At 66.0% G+C, this 20,975-nt stretch carries 18 protein-coding genes and 1 tRNA gene; all 19 read right to left on the minus strand.

Going from position 1 to position 20,975, the window contains the following annotated elements; translation table 11 throughout:
• Positions 1-28: 28 nt before the first annotated feature.
• The 19 genes from KHF85_RS12085 to KHF85_RS12175 all read right to left on the minus strand — a co-directional run bounded on the left by KHF85_RS12085 (position 29) and on the right by KHF85_RS12175 (position 20,952).
• Complete coding sequence (locus tag KHF85_RS12085) at positions 29-1,534, minus strand: lipopolysaccharide biosynthesis protein (RefSeq protein WP_284566854.1); 1,506 nt, start codon at positions 1,532-1,534, stop codon at positions 29-31.
• Positions 1,531-2,580, minus strand: coding sequence for a glycosyltransferase (locus KHF85_RS12090; RefSeq protein WP_064538543.1), 1,050 nt, complete (start codon positions 2,578-2,580; stop codon positions 1,531-1,533). The genes KHF85_RS12085 and KHF85_RS12090 overlap by 4 nt, the downstream gene beginning before the upstream one ends.
• Entirely contained in the window at positions 2,577-3,710 is a 1,134-nt protein-coding gene (locus KHF85_RS12095) for a glycosyltransferase family 4 protein (RefSeq protein ID WP_284566855.1), read from the minus strand. Before KHF85_RS12095 ends, KHF85_RS12090 begins: the two co-directional genes overlap by 4 nt.
• Before the next feature lie 43 nt (positions 3,711-3,753).
• A complete protein-coding gene (locus KHF85_RS12100) occupies positions 3,754-4,851 on the minus strand; it encodes an acyltransferase family protein (protein ID WP_284566856.1) in 1,098 nt (365 codons plus the stop codon).
• Positions 4,848-6,104, minus strand: coding sequence for a polysaccharide biosynthesis protein GumE (locus KHF85_RS12105; protein ID WP_284569544.1), 1,257 nt, complete (start codon positions 6,102-6,104; stop codon positions 4,848-4,850). The genes KHF85_RS12100 and KHF85_RS12105 overlap by 4 nt, the downstream gene beginning before the upstream one ends.
• A gap of 244 nt (positions 6,105-6,348) precedes the next feature.
• Complete coding sequence (locus tag KHF85_RS12110; RefSeq protein ID WP_053834316.1) at positions 6,349-7,809, minus strand: undecaprenyl-phosphate glucose phosphotransferase; 1,461 nt, start codon at positions 7,807-7,809, stop codon at positions 6,349-6,351.
• Positions 7,810-8,124: 315 nt separating this feature from the next.
• Entirely contained in the window at positions 8,125-9,552 is a 1,428-nt protein-coding gene (locus tag KHF85_RS12115) for a GumC family protein (RefSeq protein ID WP_284569545.1), read from the minus strand.
• Positions 9,534-10,232, minus strand: coding sequence for a polysaccharide biosynthesis/export family protein (locus tag KHF85_RS12120; protein WP_284566857.1), 699 nt, complete (start codon positions 10,230-10,232; stop codon positions 9,534-9,536). The genes KHF85_RS12115 and KHF85_RS12120 overlap by 19 nt, the downstream gene beginning before the upstream one ends.
• Before the next feature lie 606 nt (positions 10,233-10,838).
• Positions 10,839-10,915: transfer RNA gene (locus KHF85_RS12125), tRNA-Pro, on the minus strand.
• Between the two features lie 97 nt (positions 10,916-11,012).
• Complete coding sequence (locus KHF85_RS12130) at positions 11,013-11,369, minus strand: MerR family transcriptional regulator (protein ID WP_009597860.1); 357 nt, start codon at positions 11,367-11,369, stop codon at positions 11,013-11,015.
• Positions 11,350-11,649, minus strand: coding sequence for an integration host factor subunit alpha (locus KHF85_RS12135; RefSeq protein WP_003480904.1), 300 nt, complete (start codon positions 11,647-11,649; stop codon positions 11,350-11,352). Before KHF85_RS12135 ends, KHF85_RS12130 begins: the two co-directional genes overlap by 20 nt.
• Positions 11,650-11,670: 21 nt before the next feature.
• Positions 11,671-14,049 (minus strand): phenylalanine--tRNA ligase subunit beta, encoded by a 2,379-nt coding sequence (pheT, locus tag KHF85_RS12140; protein ID WP_284566858.1) that lies wholly within the window; start codon positions 14,047-14,049, stop codon positions 11,671-11,673.
• Positions 14,050-14,169: 120 nt separating this feature from the next.
• Positions 14,170-15,165, minus strand: a complete 996-nt coding sequence (gene pheS / locus KHF85_RS12145) for a phenylalanine--tRNA ligase subunit alpha (protein ID WP_284566859.1) — start codon at positions 15,163-15,165, stop codon at positions 14,170-14,172.
• 199 nt (positions 15,166-15,364) lie between these two features.
• Positions 15,365-15,724 carry a 50S ribosomal protein L20 gene (gene rplT, locus KHF85_RS12150; RefSeq protein WP_003466653.1) on the minus strand — a complete coding sequence of 120 codons (360 nt, stop codon included), beginning with the start codon at positions 15,722-15,724 and terminating at the stop codon, positions 15,365-15,367.
• A 10-nt stretch (positions 15,725-15,734) separates the two neighbouring features.
• On the minus strand, positions 15,735-15,932 hold the full coding sequence (gene rpmI, locus KHF85_RS12155) for a 50S ribosomal protein L35 (protein ID WP_002811096.1): 198 nt from the start codon (positions 15,930-15,932) through the stop codon (positions 15,735-15,737).
• 375 nt (positions 15,933-16,307) lie between these two features.
• Positions 16,308-16,847, minus strand: a complete 540-nt coding sequence (infC, locus tag KHF85_RS12160) for a translation initiation factor IF-3 (RefSeq protein ID WP_080601535.1) — start codon at positions 16,845-16,847, stop codon at positions 16,308-16,310.
• Positions 16,848-16,895: 48 nt separating this feature from the next.
• Positions 16,896-18,800, minus strand: a complete 1,905-nt coding sequence (gene thrS / locus KHF85_RS12165) for a threonine--tRNA ligase (protein ID WP_284566861.1) — start codon at positions 18,798-18,800, stop codon at positions 16,896-16,898.
• Entirely contained in the window at positions 18,797-19,453 is a 657-nt protein-coding gene (locus KHF85_RS12170; RefSeq protein WP_284566862.1) for a type IV secretion system protein, read from the minus strand. The genes thrS and KHF85_RS12170 overlap by 4 nt, the downstream gene beginning before the upstream one ends.
• Positions 19,454-19,590: 137 nt before the next feature.
• Positions 19,591-20,952 carry an XVIPCD domain-containing protein gene (locus tag KHF85_RS12175; protein WP_284566863.1) on the minus strand — a complete coding sequence of 454 codons (1,362 nt, stop codon included), beginning with the start codon at positions 20,950-20,952 and terminating at the stop codon, positions 19,591-19,593.
• Between the last annotated feature and the right edge of the window lie 23 nt (positions 20,953-20,975).

A 20,975-nucleotide genomic window follows, 5' to 3' on the forward strand; every position in this document is an offset into this window, starting at 1 on the left:
TGTTCGGGGAAAATCGACAGCGCGCAGCTCATCGCTTGGCTCTGGCATCGCGCAACAGCGTGCGCATGTTGAGGATCGCCATCACGTCGCGGCGGAATGCCGGCCACAGCGCGAACACCAACACGCAGCCCATCGCCATGGCCAAAGCGCCCACCGCCAGTTGCTGCCACAGCGAACTGCCGCCCCACTGTTGCGCGGCGAAGTACGCCGCCGCGCCGGCCGCGCCATAGCCAAGGATCGCGCGCAGGGCGTTGTTGAACAACTCCATGGCCGGCACCTGCGGCGCCACCTTGGCGATCCAGATCACCGAGAGCGGCCACATCACCAGAAGGCCCAGCGTGTAGCCGATGGTCACGCCCATCACCCCCCACACCGAGCCGGCGAAGATGCAGGCGATCAGCATCACCCGCCCGACCACCGAGTACACCAGCTGCTGGCGCATCAGGCCCTGCGCCAGGAACACCCAATAGGTGGCATAGGACGCGGTCTGGAAGATGCCGCCCAGGGTCAGCACCTGGAACAGCGGCACCGCCGGCCGCCATTGTTCGCCGAGCACCAGCACGATCAGCGGCAACGCCAGTGCGCAGGCGAAGGAGAACAGCGCCACGATCAGATGCACCATTACCGTCTGCCCGCGCAGCAGGAAGCTGCCGAAGCGCGGCGGGTCGTCCTGCAGCTGCGACAACACCGGCAGCGCTACCGAGGTGGCCGGCGCATTGATCTGGTTCAGCGGCATCATCAGCAGCTGGAACGCACGGTTGTACAGGCCCAGCGCCTCGGCGCCGATCCGGTGGCCGATGATCACCTGGCCGACGTTGCGGCTGGCGTAGCCGAGCAGCTGCGCGGCCATCAGGTTCCAGCCGAAGCTCAGGAACGCGCGCATCGGCGCGTCGCGACGATAGCCGCGCGGCAGCCAGCGCGCGCAGACGCCGGCGATGGCCAGATTGACCAGCGCCTGCACCACCTGCTGCCACACCAGCGCCCAATAGCCGTAGCCGGCCAGGGCCACGCCGACGCCGGCGATCAGGCCCATGACCTGCGCGCCGACATCGCTCAGCGAGACCTGACCGAAGCGCAGCCCGCGGCTGAGATGCGCGCGGTACTGGGTGGTCATGCCGTTGAGCAGGAAGGTCACCGCCAGCGCCTGCGAGATGCCCAGCAGCGCCGGCTCGCGATAGAAGTGCGCGATCCACGACGAGGACAGGAACACCACGATCGCCAGCACCAGGCCGATGCCGCTGTTGATCCAGAACAGGTTGTCGCGCTGCTCGCGGCTGACGTGCTTGGCCTGGATCGCGGCCGAGGACAGGCCGAAGTCGCGCAGGATCTCGGCCATGCCGACGATCGCGGTGACCATGGCCATCAGGCCGTAGTCGTAGGGCGTCAGCAAGCGCGCCAGCAGCACGATGCCGCCGAACTGCACCACCATCTTCGCCAGCTGCCCGGCCATGGTCACCGCCGCGCCACCGGCGGCGCGCGCACCGAGACTACGCTGCGGCGGCGTGGCGGAACCTGGGGTCTCGGTCGCGCTCATGCCCGTGCCTCGCTGCGTACGCCGCGCGCATCCAGATAGCTGCGGTAATGCTGCAGGCCGATCGCGCACCAGTCGCGCCGCGACAGATCCGGCACCGCGTCGGCGGGCAGGCGCTGTGCCTGCGCCAGCGCGTCGGCCAGTTGCGCCGCATCCAGCTCGCCTTGGTACAACAGCACCCAGCCCGGCCCGACCTCTTCGGCGATCGCCGCATTGGCCGCGCTCCACGGCGCCAGCACCGGCCGCGCCAGCGACAAGGCCAGCAGCAAGGTGCCGGAGTTGTGCATCTGCCGATACGGCAGCACCACCAGCTCGGCCTCGGCGACCTCGCGCGCCAGCACTTCGTCTTCCACATACTGCAGGCGCGCGCTGATCCGCGGATCGGCGGCGCAGGCCTGTTCGACCACGGCGCGGATCTGCGCGTCGATCGGATTGCCGGCGATGCGCAGGCTCAGTGCCGGATCGGGCAAGGCCTGCAGCGTCGCGACCAGGGTTTCCACGCCCTTGTACGGACGCAACAGGCCGAAATGCAGCAAACGTCCCGGCACCCGCGGCGGCTGCGGCATCGCCGCGTACCAGTCGCGGTAGTGCCCGTGCAGGATGGTGTCGGTGGCCGGCGCGCGTTCCGGCGTGGTCGCATTGATGCGGATCCAGCGTGCGGTCAGGCGGTCGGTCCAGCGCAGCAGCAGGCGCTCGCGCCAGCCCTTGTCCTCGTGCGGCGCCACGTTGTGCAGGGTGCGCACCAGCGGCACGCCGCCGAGCTTGAGCCGCAGCAGCAGCAGCGCCATGCACGCCTGCTTGGCCAGCGTGCCCACGGCGGTGGGATGCCGCATCATGTATTCCGGCCAGTGCACGTGCAGCACGTCGTAGCGCGACAGCAGCGCCGCGCGCATCGAGAAGAAGCGCAACTGCACCTGCTGCGGCAATGCCGCATACAGCTGGGTCAGATAGGGATTGGTGGTCGCGGTCGGCCGTTCGGTCGACAGCAGCACGCTGATCGGCGGACCGGGCACGCGCGCATCGCCGCTGCAACGCTGTTCGCCGCTCATCGCCCTGCCTCCGCCGTGCCCAATGCAGCGCGATACTCGTCCAGATAGGCGCCGACCACATGCTCCCAGTCGTAGCGCTGCGCATAGGCCATGGCCGCCTGCCGCTGCACGGCGAAGCTGGCGTCGGTCGCGGCCGCATAGGCCTGCACCGCGTCGGCGGCGCGCTGCGAATCGGCCGGATCCAGCAGCAGCCCTTGCGCCGATTCGCGCACCAGGCGCGCGAACGGCGGGATGTCGCTGAGCACCGGCAGCAGGCCGGCGCTCATCGCTTCGACCGCGGCCAGGCCGAAGCCTTCGTGGCGCGACAGGCACACGAAGTACTGCGCGCTGCCGAGCAGCTGCGCCAGTTCCTCCTGCGACGGCGCCACGCGCAGCTGCACGCAGTCCTGCAGGCCGCGTTCGGCGATCGCCTGCAGCAGATCGGCCTGGGTGAAGTCGTATTCGCGCCCGGCCACGATCAGCTGCCAGGCAGGATCCTGCGCCGCCAGCGCGCGCAGCAGGTCCAGCGTTTCCAGCAAGCCCTTGTTGACCGACCAGCGCCCGAAATAGATCAGCGTGCGCCCGGGCGTCGCGCTGCCCTGCCCGGCGAACTTGCCGACGTCCACGCCGTTCTCGATCACCCGCAGGCGCTGCGGCGCGACCACCGCGGAGAACACCTGGCCATCGTTCTCGCTGGTCGCCACGACCCGCGCGTACGCCCAGGCCGAAGCCCGGGTCAGGGTCTTGAACCACAGCATCTTCAGCCGCGAGGCATAGGTGGTATGGAAGAAACCGCCGTGGGTGGAGACGATCATCGGCGTGCCGTGCAGGACCCGGGTCAAGGCCAGGAAGTCGTAGAAGAAATCGATCCCGTGCACGTGCACCAGGTCGGCGCCGCGCAGCGCCGCCAGCACCGTCGGCGCCAGCGGATAGCGCGAGGAACCGCGGAACGGCAGGCGCACGATCGGCACGCCCTGGTAGGCATCGCGCGGCGCCAACCGCTCCTGCGGCCGGGTGAAGACCCGGTCCAGGGTCACCACTTCTACCTGGTCGCGGCCCTGCTGCAGATGCCGCCGCGCGATATTCAGCACGACCTCTTCCATGCCGCCCACGGACGGATGGAACTGGCGCACCACGTGGACCACCTTCATTGAACACTCCCGTGCGCCAGCGCACCGTATTGCGACGGCGCCATCAGGACGCCTCCGGCCGTGCCGGCTCGCGCCGCACCCCGATCATCCACGGCGCCACGCGCACGATCACCGCGCGCATCGGCACACTGGCGAGCACCGCGAACACGCCCACCGATACCGCCCAGGCCGGCCCCCAGGCATCGCCGCGGACCAGGCCGGTGCGGCTGGCCACGCCGGCCATGACCGAGAACAGCAGCGTATGCGTGCACAGGATCAGCAAGGTATTGCGCCCGATCCACTGCACCCACGCCCACTCCTGCACCAGCCGCGCTGCGCACAGCGCCATCGCGCTGCCGAGCAGGCTGCCGGCGAGGAACCCCAACGGCGAATGGCCGAACTTCATCATGTTCACGTCCACGCGGCCGTTGTTCCAGGCGATCGCGAACCACGCCGCCGCCAACAGCAACGCCGCCACGGCATTGCCGGTGCGACTGGTCGGCAGCCAACCGCTGCGCTTGGCCGCCGCCGCACCGAGCGCGAAGAAGCACAACGACACCGGCAGTACATCCAGCGCAAACGGAAGCCGGTAATCCTGGGTCGGGAACCAGATCGCCCAGCCCCAGGCCAGCAGCAGCGACAGCACCGCCAGCACGTCCAGCGACAGGCGCCGGCGCAGGTACAGATAGCTCAGCGTGGTCACGAACAGCGCCGGCAGGAACCACAGCGCCGGCATCACGTACAGCTTGGGTCCGATGCCGCTGACCAGTCCCAGCAGCGGCTCCCACCACGGCCGGTCGCCCCACAGCTGCGCCTTGGAACCGATGTGGCGGGTCAGCATCCAATACGCGTAAGCGACCAGGAAGAACGCCAGATACGGCAGCAGCAGACTGCGCGCCAGCTTGGTCCAGGTCGCCAAGCCCAGCGGCCGCTTGCCGAACGCCTCGCCGACCCAGCCGGACAGCACGAAGAACATCGGCACGTGGAAGCTGTAGGCCAGGATCACATAGGCATGCGGGATGCCCTTGGCATGGCCGAACACCACCAGCAGGATTGCCAGCGCCTTGGCCGCATCGATCCGCGCATCGCGCGTGCCGCGCACGCCGGTGCTGGCCGGCTGCTCGGCCAGCACCGTCTGCACCGCCTGCGTGGAGGCGCTCATGTCGCCACCGCCGTACGCGGCGGCGTGTCGCTTGCCGGCGGCAACGCATCCGCCGTCGCGCGCCGCGGCACCATCTGCCACAGGCAGCCGCAGACGAACCACCACAGCGCCGCTGTCTTGATCGAGAAGTAGCCGTTGGACACCAGCAGGCTCAGCGCGAAGGCGAAGATCAGCAGGTTCTTGAACAGCTGGCCCTCGATCGTGCGCATCAGCATCGCGAACGAATAGGCGAGCAGGAACGCCAGCACCAGCACCACCGACTGCGAGGAGATGAAATAGGCGATGCCGCTATCGAAATACTTGTACGGCGTGTCGAAATCCAGGCCCAGCCACGACTCGGCGGTCATATTGCGGATCGAATAGACGGTGAAGAACACCCGCCCCAACGTGGTGTCCTCGTAGCTCTGGATGCCGGACGCCCATACCATCAACCACGCGCCCAGCAGCACGCCGAAGAAAATCAGGAATCCCAGGCGCTGGTCCATGCGCAGCAGCAGCGGCGTCAGCGCCACCATCATCACGCAGGTGCCGGCGGCCAGGCGTCCATCCGAGGCCACGATCAGGAAGCCGATCATCGCCACCGATGCGGCGATGCCCAGCGGCCGCATCCAGCGCCAGAAGGTCAGCAGGATCGCGGTGAAGAAGATGATGAAGTTGCCCATCGTCACCGGCTCGATGAACACCGAGGACGCGCGCGGCAGGTTGGAAGAGGGCAGGAAGTTGCGCGCGCCCGGCCGGGTCGCGCTGACGAACAGGTTGCTGTCCTGGTTCCAGAAGCTCGACGCGCTGGCGCCGCGCGCATTGACGAAGTAACTCTTCGGGTTGACCACGTCGCCGTACACCTTGGGCAAGGCCAACTCGAACGCCGCCACCAGCGACACGACCAGCGTCATGCGCAGGAACAGCTTGGGCAGCGAACCGGTATAGGCCGCGCCCAGCACCAGGAACGCAAACGGGATCAGCGCGTCGCGGAAGAACTTGGGATCGATCGACCAGACCAGGAACAGCCGCACCAGCATCAGCACCGCTAGCAGGCCGATGCCGGTGAACACCATCGCCGTGCGCTTGCGGTCCAGCGACCACAGCCCGATCAGGAAGCAGGCGCCGTAGATCGCCACTTCCACCACATAGGTCATGGCCGGGCTGACCCGGAACACCTTGGCGTTCACCACCGCGAGCAGGAAGTTGTAGCCGATGGCGAACAGCAGCACCAGCTCGATCAGCAGGTTGTGGCGCTGCTCGCGCAGCGTCATCGGCGGCGCATCGATGGCGGTGTTCAGCACGCGGCACCTCGCTGCGCGACGCGACGCGCCACACGCTGCGAAAACGGCCGCCACGCAGCCACGGCGGCACGCCCCGCGCGCACGCCACGGCGGCAAGCGAGCTCGATGGTGCTACGGCACGCGGCCCAGCCGCCGCCGTCCCCGCTGCCGACGGCGACGACGGGGCGGCGCCGGCAGTGGGAACGGTCGGCGGGGTAACGGTACATCGGGCGCATCAGTAGGCGGTCTTCTGCCCGAGCACCTTCACCGCGGTGAGCACGATGATCCGCGTATCCAGCCACAGCGACCAGCGCCGGATGTAGTCCAGATCGTACTGGATGCGCTTCTTCATCGTCCGCAGTTCGGGCGTCTCGCCGCGGAACCCGTTGACCTGGGCCCAGCCGGTGATGCCCGGCTTGACGTAGTGCCGCTGCATGTAATGGTTGATCAGCTTTTCGTAGTGGGTGTTGTGCTGCGCCGCATGCGGCCGCGGCCCCACCACCGACATGCTGCCACCGAGCACATTGAACAGCTGCGGCAGCTCGTCCAGGCTGCTGCGGCGCAGGAACGCGCCGAACGGCGTGACCCGGCTGTCGCCGCGCTTGGCCTGCACCACCACGTCGCTGGGTTCCTGCTGCACGCGCATCGAGCGGAACTTGTACATGTAGAACTCGCGCCCGCCCAGGCCATGGCGGCGCTGGCGGAAGAACACCGGACCCGGCGAACTCAGCTTCACGCCCACCGCGATCGCCAGCATCACCGGCCACAGCATCGCCAGCGCGGCCAGCGCGACCAGCTTGTCCTGCAGCGCCTTGGCGACCACGAAGTAAGTGTTGCGGTCCACCCCGCCCTGGCGCAGATTGATCACCGGCACGTTGCCGATCTGGTCGCCGGACTGGTTGAGCATGCCGAAGTCGAACAGGTCCGGGATCAGCCTGACCTGGATCGGGTAGCGGTCCATCTGCTGCAGCAGTTGCTTGATGTGGTCGCGCTCGCCCAGCGGCAGCGAGATCCACACCTGCTCCACCTCGTTGTTGTTGAGGTAGTCGATCAGCGATTCCGGCGTGCCCGCTCCCAGGCACTGCAGCTTCTTCGGGTGGTCGGCCACCGACAGATCGTAATCGCTGCTGAAATAGCCGACCAGCTGCATGCCGACCCACGGATTGCGGCTCAGGTAGTTGTGGATCTTGACCACCGGATGGCGCAGGCCCACCACCACCACGCGCTGCACGTCCACGCCTTCCGAGCGCAGGTGGTTGAGCACGCCGCGCACCATGGTGCGCGAGACCAGCAACGTGGCCAGGCTGGTGACGAACCACAGGCCGATCCACAGCCGCGAGACCTGCTGCCCGAACTGAACCACGAACGCATGCACCGCGAACAGCGCGAACACGCCACCGCAGGCAAGGCTCAGCACCATCATTTCGCGCAGCAGGCCGCGTCCGCGCCAGCTGCGGTACAGCGGGAACAAGGCAAAGCAGATCACCGCGTACAGCAAGGTGGTACCGATCGCGACCCGGTAAGGCGCTTCCGGCAGCCAGCTGGAGAACAGCAGGCGGTGGGTCGCCAGCGCGCCGGCGACGATGACCGTCAGATCCGACACGCGTAGCAGGATGTCCGCGGCGGCTGCATATTTGGACAGCAGGCGGGGGGACGATGTCGTATAGGTGGCGCTACTCAGGTCTGCAAGAAGCATGGCGGGATTCCCATCCAAACTCGGTCGGTGGCATGCGGGGGAACATGCAACGTATGCGAGCCTCGATCTCATCTGCCAGTGGACCGCTGCGGTGCCTTCCTCACCGACCCCAGGTCCACGGCAGCCCGTGTTAATTCAAGACAAGGACGACTGCGTACAACCGATCAGGAAAATAATGGAGCACCTCCTTACTTAGCTGAATCACGTATCACCTCGCTGAAGAATTTGCGTAGAAAAAAAGACGATGTGCCTGCGTCGTCGCATCCGCCGCGATCGCGATCACGCCGCATCGCGCCGGGCTGTGCGCCATGCGCTTCACGCCGCGGCCGCTGCATTGGCTTCGCGCAGGAAGTAGCGGATCAAGGCGATGGCGATCGCCGAGAACAGGCCGAACACGAACGCCAGCGCCAGATTCAGCAAGATCTTCGGCGAACTCGGCTTGCCCGGCACATCGGCGCGGTCGATGATCGACACATTGTTGGTGCCCACGTTGCCGGCCACGCCGATCTCCTTGTAGCGCTGCAGCAGCGCGTCGTAGAGCTGGCGGTTGGTGTCGGCTTCGCGCCTGAGCATGTTGTAGCGGATGCTGCGGGTCTGCAGATCCAGCTCGTCGTTCTTCAGGGTGGAGATGCGTTCGGACAACAGGGTCTCCTGCTGCCGCGCCGCTTCGTAATCGTTCTTCAGCGCGCTGCGGATATTGGCGATCTCATTGCCGATCTGGCGCTTGGTCTCGGAGATCTGGTTATGCAGGCGCTGCATTTCCGGATAGCCGGGCTGGAACGTAGCCAGCTTCTGCTGGTAATCCGCCTCCAGCTTGGCCTGCTCGGTGCGCAGGCTCTGGATCAGCGGGCTGCTGATCACCTGCGGCAGGCCCATGCCGTCGCCGATGCCGGCCTGGCGCCATGCCGACTCGGCCTTGATCCGCGCATCCTGGGCCGCGGCCAGGCGCACGTTCAATTCGCTCATGTTCTGCGTCGGCAGCGAGGGCTTGTCGTCGCCCAGCGACACGATCTGCTCCTTGCTGGAGTAATCGACCGCGTTCTTCTCCGACTCTTCCACCTTGGCGCGCAGTTGCTCCAGCCGCTCGGACAGGTACTTGGCGGCGAACGAGGACGCCTGCAGGCGCCGCTCCTGGGTCGAGGCGATGAACATGCGCGCGTAAGTGTTGGACACGCGCGCGGCCAGCGCCCGATCCGGCGAATCGAAGTTGATCCGCACCAGCCGCGAATCGCGCACCGGCTCGATCATCAACGCGTCCAGCACCGCACCGAGCACCGCGTTCTCGGCGGTAGCCGCGCGCGCCTGCGGCGACGGCGCGCGGCCATCGCCATTACCTTGCAGCTTCTCCAGCGCCTTGTCGATCAGCGGCTTGAACGTCGGCTCCTGGGTCAGGTGCGCCTCGCGGATCACCGCCCGCGCCAACGAACGGCTGCCGAGCAGTTCGTACTGGGTCTGGTAGAAGTCGCGGTCCTGCGGCGATTCCACCGGCATCAGGTTCGCCACGTTGGTCACGTTCAAGGACTCGCGCTCGATCTGCAGCACGCTGGTGGCGCGGTACTTGGGGGTCATCAATAACGTTACCAGCAGCGCCAGCAACACCACCGCCGCGGTGATGCCGACGATCAGCCAGCGCTGCCGGTACAGGGCGTTCCAGTAGTCCAGCAGGCTGATGTCGGCCGGGCTCAGCGGCGCCGAAGAAGTACGGGTGTGCATGCTCGAGAGACTCATCGGTATGCCCGCCAGACCATGACGAACGGGGTCAGCTGCACCATGGTGCGCAGCACTACAAGTGCATCGGAGCGGTACACCACGACGATGTCGCCGCCGTAGATTTCAGGATCCGGCGAGAGGCCCTTCTGGATATCGCGCAGATCGAAACGGGCCAGCATCTTCTGCCCGCCGACGTTGCGGAACACCACCACGTTGCCGCGGCTGGCCACATCGCTGACACCCTTGCCCAGCGACAACGCCTGCTGCAGGGTCAATGCCGACCCGGCGATCGGGTAGATGCCCGGCTCGCCCACCGCGCCGGTCACGGTGACCCGGTTGCCGGTGAACTCGTTGACCAGCACCGACACCTGCGGGTTCTGCAGATAGCCGTTGCGGTAGCGTTCGGTGATGTCCTTCTGCAACGCGTTGACGCTGAGCCCGGCGGCCTTGATGTCGCCGACCAGCGGCAGCGAGATGCGGCCCTCGTTGTCGACCCGCACCTGGCGCTCAAGGTCGTCCACCTGGAACACCTTGACCGTCAGCAGATCGCCGGGACCCAGCAAATATTCCGGCTGGCCCATGGAGCCGGCCAGCGGATCGCCAGGCGGCAATTCCGTCCGCATCTTCGGCCCGCTGCTGCAGGCGGACAGGAAGACCAGACTGGAAAGGGCCAGGCACCATGCCCAGTTGAACGTACCGGAGAGTTTACCCATGCGTGATGCAGATGCCCTCTGTCGAGTGATTTTGGGAACGCCGCACTCGTCCAACCAACCAGCGCTCCATCAGCGGTCGGGGCAAGACGATTGCAGTGTCATTTCATGCCCGGGGCGACGGCCCGGACCAACAGCGAAGCCTTGTGCTGCAGTGCACTATGGCACAGCTATTGGCCCCTACCAAGACATCTTCCGACATTTTTTTGACGCCATACCGCGCGGATTCAACTACATGTCCAGGCATTCAGCATGGACAGCGAAGACGCGTCTCAAAATACACAACGTTAACGTGACGCATGTCAAGGCATTGACGGCCCTATTCTGCAGTTTGCTGCCAGATTCCCGTCCCGCTCGCCGGCAGGTTACGCGCGTATGACGCCAGCGCCGGCGCCTTTGTCTACCCCTTCGTCCGAGCCGCTTCGCGTCCGCTGCCGTGCGGCGGGAAAGAACGCGCGAGAACACCCGGCCGCCATGGCGCAAATGCCAGACCCAGGCGACGCCACGCCTGCCGAATCGTGCGCAGGCCTCGGCTGGGCGCCTGCGATCGCGTGGCGCAAACGCCGCCAAACGAAAAAGGCCCATGTCGCTGACATGGGCCTTCGAAGATGGTCGGGGTAGCCGGATTCGAACCGACGACCACTAGTCCCCCAGACTAGTGCGCTACCAGGCTGCGCTATACCCCGGTAAAAACATCCGCCGTTGGGCGGTCCCGCCTTGCGGCGAGTTGGCGATTATAGCGGGATTGGCGCGGCCATTCCTAGCCGGTCGCGCCGTGGCCGCTCAGCGCCGCAGCAACTGCAGCACTTCTTCCAGTTCCTGCCGCACCTGCTTGATGATCTGGTTGCTCAACGCCGACTCCTGCCGCGCGCCCTCGCCTTCCAGGCGCAAGCGCGCGCCGCCGATGGTATAGCCCTGTTCGTACAGCAGGCTGCGGATTTGCCGCACCATCAGCACGTCGTGGCGCTGGTAGTAGCGGCGGTTGCCGCGGCGCTTGACCGGCTCAAGACTGGGAAATTCGGTTTCCCAATAGCGCAGCACGTGCGGTTTGACGTCGCACAGCTCGCTGACCTCACCGATGGTGAAGTAGCGCTTGGCCGGAATCGGCGGAAGTTCGCGGTTACTGCCCGGGTCCAGCATAAGCCTCCACTCGCTCCTTGAGCTTCTGTCCCGGGCGGAAGGTCACCACCGTCCGCGCCGAGATCGGGATTTCTTCGCCGGTCTTGGGATTGCGACCGGGCCGTTGGTTCTTGCGGCGCAGATCGAAGTTGCCGAAACCGGACAGCTTCACCTGCCGCCCCTGCTGCAGCGCATCGCGCAGCACATCGAAGAAAGCATCGACGAATTCCTTGGCCTCGCGCTTGTTCAGCCCGACTTCGTCGAACAACCGTTCGGCCATTTCCGCTTTGGTCAACGCCATTGCCCTGCTATCCCCTACGTCTCAGCCGCGAATCCGCGCATCGTGTTCGCGCGCCAGCGCCGCCACTGCATCGGCGACCACCGCCTCCACATCGCGATCCGTCAGAGTGCGCGAGTTGTCCTGCAAAATCAAGCCCATAGCGAGACTCTTGAAACCCGCCTCGACCCCCGGCCCGACGTAGCGGTCGAACAGCACCACCTCGCGCAGCAGCGGCCCGACCGCGCCGCGCACGCTGCCCGCCAGCGCCGACCAGGCCACCGCCTCCGGCACCAGGAAGGCCAGGTCGCGGCGCACCGACGGGAACCGCGACAGCTCGGCGGCACGCGGCAGCGCGCGCGCGGCCAGCGGCGCCAGATCCAGTTCGAAGCCGAGCACCTCCACGTCGATCTGCAGCGCCTGCAGCAAGCGCGGATGCAGCTGGCCGATCCAGCCGATCCGCGCGCCGTCGCGGTACACGTCGGCCGACCGGGTCGGATGCGCGAACGGCAGCGCCGACGGACGGTAGTCCAGGCGTGCGCCGGCAGCGCTGGCCAGCGCGTCCAGGTCGCCCTTCAGGTCGTGGAAGTCGACCTTGCGCGCCGGCACGCCCCACTGCAGCGCGTCGGCATCGCCGCACACCGCGGCGGCCACGCGCTGCGTCTCGGTGGGCGCGGCGCCAGCGGTCGCCGCAGCCTCGAACACCTTGCCCAGCTCGAACAGCCGCACCCGCCCAGCCTGGCGGGCGACGTTGCGGCCCAACGCCGCGACCAGCCCCGGCAACAGCGACGGACGCATCACCGCCAGTTCGGCGCTGAGCGGATTGGCCAGCGCCACGCGCCCGGCGCCCAAGCCCCACTGGTCGAGCAGCGCCGCATCGACGAAGGCGTAGTTGATGGTTTCCAGCATCTCGCGCGCCACCAGTTGGCGGCGCACGCTCAATTCGTCCAGCTGCGTCTCGCTGCCCATGGCGATGCGCGATGCGCCGCCCGGCAGCGTGGTCGGCAAGCGGTCGTAGCCGTGGATGCGCGCCAGTTCCTCGATCAGGTCCTCTTCCAGGGCGATATCGAAGCGCCGGCTCGGCGCAGTGACCTGCCAGCCATTGGCGACAACCGCGACCTCCATGCCCAGCGCGCGCAGGATGCGCTCGACCTCGGCGTCGGCGACCTCGATGCCGAGCACACGCACGATGCGCGCGCGGCGCAGCGCGATCGGCGCCGGCGCCGGCAGGTGCTCGGGCAACTCGGCCTCGACCACGGGACCGGCACGGCCGCCGGCCAGTTCCAGCACCAACCGCGTCGCCAACTCCAGCGCCGGCCGCGGCAGCGCCGGGTCCACGCCGCGCTCGAAACGGTGGCCGGCATCGGTGTGCAGGCCGAGCTTGCGGCCGCGGCCCATGATCGCGGCCGGCGCGAAATGCGCGGCCTCCAGGAACACATGCCGGGTCGCATCGGTGACGCGGGTGTCGTGTCCGCCCATCAAACCGGCCAGGGCGACCACGCGGTCGCTGTCGGTGACGGCCAGGAAGCCGTCGTCGAGCGTCGCGTCGCGGCCGTCGAGCAGCGTCAGCGTCTCGCCGGCACGCGCGCGGCGCACGCCGACCGGGCCGCGCAGCGTGTCCAGGTCGAAGGCATGCATCGGCTGGCCCAGCTCCAGCATCACGTACTGGGTGATATCGACCAGCAGCGACACCGGGCGCACGCCGCTGCGGCGCAGGCGCTCGGCCATCCACAGCGGCGTCTTCGCCGCCGGGTCGAGATCCTCGACCACGCGCCCGCAGTAGCGCGGCGCATCGGCGCCCGCCTGCAGGCGCACCTCGAGGCGACGCTCGCTGGCGACGGCGACCGGCGCGGCCGCGAACGGCAGCACTTCGCTGGCGCAGGCCGCGGCCACGTCGTAGGCGATGCCGCGCACGCCGAAGCAATCGGCGCGGTTCGGGGTCAGCTTGATCTCGATGCTGGCGTCGGGCAAACCGAGGTAGTCGCTCAGCGCCTGGCCGATCGGCGCATCGTCGGGCAGTTCGAACAGGCCCGCCGCATCGCCGTCCAGGCCCAGCTCCTTGGCCGAGCACAACATGCCGTTGGACTCCACGCCGCGCAGCCTGGCCGCCTTGATCGCGATGCCGCCGACCTGGGCGCCGACCAGCGCCAGCGGCGCGACCAGCCCGGCGCGCGCATTCGGCGCGCCGCAGACGATCTGCAGCAAGTCGCCCTGCCCGGCATCGACCTGGCACACCTGCAGCCGATCGGCTTCCGGGTGCCGCACCGCCTCGACGATGCGCGCCACCACCACCTGCTGCAGCGACTCGCCGAGCGGCGTGACCTCCTCGACCTCCAGGCCGATGGCGGTCAGGGTCGCGGCCAGTTCATCGCGCGAGGCCTGGGTGGGGACGTGGCTGCGCAGCCAGTTTTCAGAGAATTTCATTGTTTTTCCGGGACTCGGGACTCGGGACCCGGGACTCGGACATCAAAACTCGCAGACAGGCAGAGCACCGATGATGCTCCTGCGAGTCCCGAGTCCCGAGTCCCGAGTCCCGAACAGAACTCAAGCAAACTGACGCAAGAACCGCACATCGTTCTCGAAGAACGCGCGCAGGTCATTGACGCCGTAGCGCAGCATCGCGAAGCGCTCCACGCCCATGCCGAAGGCGAAGCCGGTGTAGCGTTCCGGATCGATGCCGACGCTGCGCAGCACGTTCGGATGGACCATGCCGCAGCCGAGCACTTCCAGCCAGCGGGTGCTGCCGTCGGGCTGCTGCCAGGCGATGTCCACTTCCGCGCCGGGTTCGACGAACGGGAAATAGCTGGGGCGGAAGCGCATCTCGAAGTCGCGCTCGAAGAACGCGCGCACGAACTCGGACAGGGTGCCCTTGAGGTCGGCGAAGGTGGAATGCTCGTCGACCAGCAGGCCTTCGACCTGATGGAACATCGGCGAGTGGGTCTGGTCGCTGTCGCTGCGGTAGACCTTGCCGGCGGCGATCATGCGCAGCGGCGGCGCATGCTCGCCCATGTAGCGCACCTGCACGCCGGAGGTGTGGGTGCGCAACAGACGCCCGTCGCCGAAGTAGAAGGTGTCGTGCATCGCCCGCGCCGGATGGTGCGGCGGAAAGTTCAGCGCTTCGAAGTTGTGCCAGTCGTCCTCGATCTCCGGACCGTCGGACAGCTCGTAGCCGAGCCGCGCGAAGATCTCGGTGATGCGTTCCAGCGTGCGCGTGACCGGATGCAACCCGCCGCGCTCACCGCGCCGGCCCGGCAGGGTCACGTCGATGCGCTCGGCGGCCAGGCGCGCATCCAGTGCCGCGCCTTCCAGCAGCGCGCGGCGTGCGGCCAACGCCGCGGAGACCGCGTCGCGCGCCTGGTTGATCGCCTCGCCGGCCAGCTTGCGCTGCTCCGGCGGCAACGCGCCGAGTTGCTTCAGCTGCGCGGTGATGCTGCCGCTCTTGCCCAACAGCGCGACGCGCAGCTGCTCCAGCGCTTCGGGACTCTGCGCCGCGGCGATGTCCGCCAGCGCCTGCCCGCTCAGGGATTCGATCTCACTCATTGCACTCGCGCCTCATTTCAGCCGACCACCCGACCCGGATTCCGCGATCGGGAGACATCCCGGCACGTGATCGATCCCGATCTCGGGATGCCCAAAACGCAAAAAGGGGAAGGACTCGCGCCCTTCCCCTGCATGTTGGCGATGGCGCCTCGTTGGACACCCGCACATGGATGTGCGGGCTCCTGCGAGCAACTCGCACTTATGCCGCCAGCGCGCCCTTTGCCTTCTCCGCCAAGGCGGCAAAGCCCTGCGCGTCGTGCACAGCGATGTCCGCCAGCACCTTGCGATCCAGGGTGATGCCAGCCTTGAGCAGGCCGTTCATGAAACGGCTGTAGCTCAGGCCGTTGATGCGGGCCGCCGCATTGATGCGGGTGATCCACAGCGAACGGAACACGCGCTTCTTCTGCTTGCGGCCGATGTAGGCGTACTGCTGCGCCTTGATCACCGCCTGCTTGGCGACGCGGAAGACCTTGCGACGGGCGTTGTAATAGCCCTTGGCCAGGTTCAGAACTTTTTTGTGACGACGGCGTGCCTGGACGCCACGTTTTACTCGAGCCATGGTTCAGTCCTCAGAGGTAAGGCAGCATACGGTCAAGACGGCCAGCGTCCTCGGCACGAACATGGTTCGTCTGCCGCAGGTTGCGCTTCCGCTTGGTCGCTTTCTTGGTGAGGATATGGCTACGGTTGGCGTGGCCGCACTTGTATTTGCCGGAGGCGGTCTTGCGGAAGCGCTTGGCCGCCGCCCGGTTGGTCTTGATCTTGGGCATTGCAATGTCCTTGATGGTGTTTTGTCACTGGTCAGGGCGGTGGCTGTGCCACGCTTTCCGTCCGTGCCCGTACCGGCTTGTAAGCCCTTGATCCTCAAAGAATCAGGGCGGGTCCTATTGCCGCGTTGACGGCAAACCCGATGCACTGGGCCGCGCATTATGCCAGGGCTTGGAATGCCTTGCAAATCATGTATTTCGATCCTGGCGCCTGCGCGTCGGGACTCGGGACTCGGGACTCGGGACTCGAACAGGCTGCGCGATGCGCGACCACGCGGCAACAGCGCGGCGGCGGAGCGCGGCGATCGGGACACACGAAGGGCGCCCGTGGCGACCGCGCTCCCGCGCATGGGCGGGGGCGCGATCTGGAGCGGCTGGTCAGCGCTTCTTCGGCGCGATCATCATCACCATCTGCCGGCCTTCCAGGCGCGGACGCGATTCGATGACGATGTCTTCGCCGAGGTCGGCCTCGATCCGCGACGCCATTTCGCGCCCGAGTTCCTGGTGGCTCATCTCGCGGCCACGGAAGCGGATGTTGACCTTGACCTTGTCGCCCTCTTCGAGGAAGCGGCGCATGTTGCGCAGCTTGATCTGGTAATCGCCCTCGTCCGTGACCGGACGGAACTTGATTTCCTTGATCTCGACCTGCTTGGTCTTCTTCTTGGCTTCGTTCGCCTTCTTCTGCTGCTCGAACTTGAACTTACCGAAGTCCATGATCTTGCACACCGGCGGATCGGCCTGCGGCTGGATCTCGACCAGGTCGAGCCCATCCTCTTCGGCCAGCGCCAAGGCTTCGTCGCGGGTCAACACGCCGACCATCTCGCCGTCCTTGCCGATCACGCGAACGCGCGGGACACGGATCTCTTGGTTCTTGCGGTTCTGTTTGTTGTCAGGGGTACTGATGTTGCAATCTCCCAGGGGAATCGGACCGACGCGGAGGGAGGCTCCGCCCGCATCGGGGTTGTCTTACGCCAGTTGCTCGGCGCGCAGCCGGTCGGCGAAGGCGGCAACCGACATGGTTCCCAGATCCTCCCCCGATCGCGTGCGGACTGCAATGGCGCCGTTTTCCTTCTCGCGGTCGCCCGCCACCAGCAGGTAAGGCACCCGCTGCAGCGTGTGTTCGCGAATCTTATAGCCGATTTTTTCGTTCCGCAAATCGGCCTCGATGCGGAACCCTTGATTTGCAAGGAGTTTCCGCACGCTCTCTACATAGTCGGCCTGGGCATCGGTGATGTTCATCACCATTGCCTGCACCGGCGACAGCCAGGCCGGGAACGCGCCGGCATGGTGTTCGATCAGGATCCCGATGAACCGCTCCATCGAGCCGACGATGGCCCGGTGCAGCATGACCGGGGTTTGGCGCTGGCTCTGCTCGTCCACGTACTCGGCCCCGAGGCGCTCGGGCATGAAGTAGTCGACCTGCATGGTACCCAGCTGCCAGGTGCGGCCGATCGCGTCCTTCAGGTGGTACTCGATCTTGGGCGCGTAGAAGGCGCCCTCGCCCGGCAGCTCCTCCCATTCCACGTTCACCGCGCGCAGCGCGCGGCGCAGCGTCTCCTCGGTGCGGTCCCAGAATTCGTCGGTCCCGATACGCTTGTCCGGGCGCAGCGCCAGCTTCACCGAAATGTCGGAGAAGCCGAAATCCGCATAGACCTTCAGCGCCTGCAGATGGAAGGCGGTGACCTCGGCCTCGATCTGCGCTTCGGTGCAGAAGATGTGGCCATCGTCCTGGGTGAAACCGCGCACGCGCAGGATGCCGTGCAGCGCGCCGGACGGCTCGTTGCGGTGACAGGCGCCGAACTCGCCGTAGCGGATCGGCAGGTCGCGGTAGCTGTGCAGGCCCTGGTTGAACACCTGCACGTGGCCCGGGCAGTTCATCGGCTTGACCGCGTAGGTGCGCTTCTCCGACTCGGTGAAGAACATGTTGTCCTGGTAGTTGTCCCAGTGGCCGGATTTCTGCCACAGCGACACGTCCAGGATCTGCGGGCAGCGCACCTCGCCATAGCCGCTGGTGCGATAGACCTTGCGCATGTACTGCTCGACCACCTGCCAGATCGACCAGCCCTTCGGATGCCAGAAGACCAGGCCCGGGCCTTCTTCCTGAAGATGGAACAGGCCCTGCTGCTTGCCGATCTTGCGATGGTCGCGCTTGTCCGCTTCCTCCATGCGCAGGATGTAGGCATCCAGCTGCTTCTTGTCGGCCCAGGCGGTGCCGTAGATGCGCTGCAGCTGCTCGTTCTTGGCATCGCCGCGCCAGTAGGCGCCGGAGATGCGGGTCAGCTTGAACGCCTTGAGGAAGCGCGTATTGGGCACGTGCGGACCACGGCACATGTCCACGTATTCCTGGTGGTAGTACAGGCCCATCGCGGTGACGTCGTCGGCCATGTCCTCGATCAGGCGCAGCTTGTAGTCCTCGCCGCGCTGGCGGAACAGTTCGATCACCTCGGCGCGCGGGGTCACTTTCTTGACCACGTCATAGTCCTGCGCGATCAGCTCCTGCATGCGCTGCTCGATCGCCGCCATGTCCTCGGGGGTGAACGGGCGCTCGCTGTAGATGTCGTAGTAGAAGCCCTCGGCGATGACCGGGCCGATCACCATCTTGACCTCGGGATACAGCTGCTTGACCGCATGGCCGACCAGGTGCGCGCAGGAGTGGCGGATGATCTCCACGCCCTCGGCGTCCTTGGCGGTGATGAGGCGCAGGCTGGCGTCGTGCTCGATGCGGTCGCAGGCGTCGACCAGGCGGCCGTCGACCTGACCGGCGATGGTCGCCTTGGCCAGGCCCGGGCCGATGGACTGGGCCACGTCCATGGGGCTGACGGGGTGTTCGAATTCGCGGCGGCTGCCGTCGGGAAGCGTGATCGTGATCATGGGAGTCGGCAAGAAGGAAAGCGAGGCGGGGCGGACGTTTCCCGCCGCGCGCCGGAAGCCGGCGGCGCAAGGCACGGGATACAAAGAAGGCGCCACAAGGGCGCCTGCTCGGACAGCCTTGGACGGGGTTTCATGCTGGGGCGATGGTAGTGCTCATGTCGCACGCTCGGCCGGCGTTGCCGCGGGCCACCCGTAGTTCCGCATTGAAGAATCACCAAATGGTAACCCATTTGGCGGGATTGTGAATTCGCAGCGTCGGCAACGCCGCAGCCGCACGTCCCCGAATCCCTCGGCCTGCACTGCGCCTGATCCAGCGCCATTGCTGGCTGGTCGATGATCGTCATCCCCACCTGCATCAACGTCAGGTTCTTGTCGATCTCCTTGTACGGGCTGTCCGAATTCCCCGTCACCGTCTTCACGATCGCGCTGCTCAGCCCGTCCGTCGCCTGCCAGTACAGGCTGGTCTCGTCTCCATGCGGCTTGGCCGCCGACACCATGCCCATCGCCACACCGACAATCAGCGACGCGCGCAGCGCCGTCACCACCAACTCCATCGCCGATTGCCGCGACTGGCCCGTGGCCACCTGGTAACCCTTGAACAGCACCCACACCGTCAACGCGCTCATCGCCGTCACTGTCACCCACCACGACATGCGGATCAGGAGCGAACAGCAGGAAGAAGCAGCTAGAAGAATCAGTGGTCGCGGACCAAGATCAACTGCAGCCACGTCTGCGCACAGCGCCAACCAACGGCGCTCAAGGCGCCGTTGGTCAGCTTATAGCGCAAGCCCTAACGCGTCATCGCCGCTGGCGCTCTCGCTTCGCTCTGCTGCGTCTGCGACTGCCGCTGCACTTCCTCGCTCATCTGCCGCGTGCTCTCCTGCAACGGTTGCACCTGCGCCTGCTCGCGATCGACGTACACGCGATGCATCGCCGGATCGTTCAGTTCACCCTGGACTGCGATCAAGCCACGACCGTCTTTGCTCGGCAAGACATGATCGATCCGATCAAGACCGCTGACCTTGGCCTCGAACGCCATCTGCCCGGCCGCCTGCTCCAAGGCCTGGCGATTGGCGAAACCGACGCGCTCGCCGAGCTTTTCCAGTTCGCGTACCGAACCCGAGTACAAGGCATGCTGCGGATGGCTGGGGTCGGACAGTAATGGCGCTGCGGCCGTCGACTGCGGCGTTGCGGTTTGCTGTGCCGGCGCATGCTGCGCCACGGCCTGATCCAGCGCCGCGCGGGTATTGCGGCCGACGACGCCATCCACATGCAAACCATGCTCGCGCTGGAACTGTTCCACAGCGTAGCGGGTGTTCGGGCCGAAGTCGCCGTCTGGATGCAAGGGTTTGCCGTCGCGGCCAGTCAGGCCGAGCTGAGAAAGCTGATGCTGTAACTGCTCTACAGGCTGCCCATGCTGCCCTTGTTCAAGCTTAAAGATATTAATCGAATGATGCGTCTGATGCGGCGACCCTTGCACTGGATGCCTAGATTGATGATCTGGCGGCAGGTTTTTTACACCCTCAGCATAGCCGGCATATTTATCCATTTGCCGCCCCATAGCTGCATACGCCTGGGCATTAGTAATATTCCCATCACCATAGAGGGAGGCATTTCCTCTGATAACCTGGGCACTCAGCACAGTGTTTACCTTAGCATCTGGATGATCATGCACGGCTTGCAAGAATCTAGAGCCGTCGCCAACGCCCAGGTTATGCATTGCATAAACATTTGCAGCGACGTCTGCGCCACCATATCGAGAAGCACGATCGATATTTTCGCGTGTAAACTCAGCCAGCATCGCTGCTTGCAGACGTGTATCCTGGCGCAACTCCGGCGAATTGGTCTGCGAACGGGTCAGATTCGCAGCATTTTCAACACCATACTTCTCGCCATAGGCATTGATCATCTGCTGCCAAGTTCCATCCAAAAACTGACCATATCCATAAGCTGACGAGATTGCCATTGTCCCGTCAAACTGTCTTACGGTATTATTCTGGGGATTAGTGGTTGCCACCGGCCTTGCCTGAGGGTTGAACCCTGATTCAAAGCCAGTAATTTTCACCATCACGCCAGGATCTATACCAGCGCCACGCGCGGCATCTACTAATTCCTGCCGATGCTCAACCCACCGATCATCAATCCTTGCCATACACTCTCTCCTTGTAAGAAATT

Source organism: Xanthomonas graminis pv. graminis (assembly GCF_030168915.1).
Taxonomy (GTDB): Bacteria; Pseudomonadota; Gammaproteobacteria; order Xanthomonadales; family Xanthomonadaceae; genus Xanthomonas_A; species Xanthomonas_A translucens.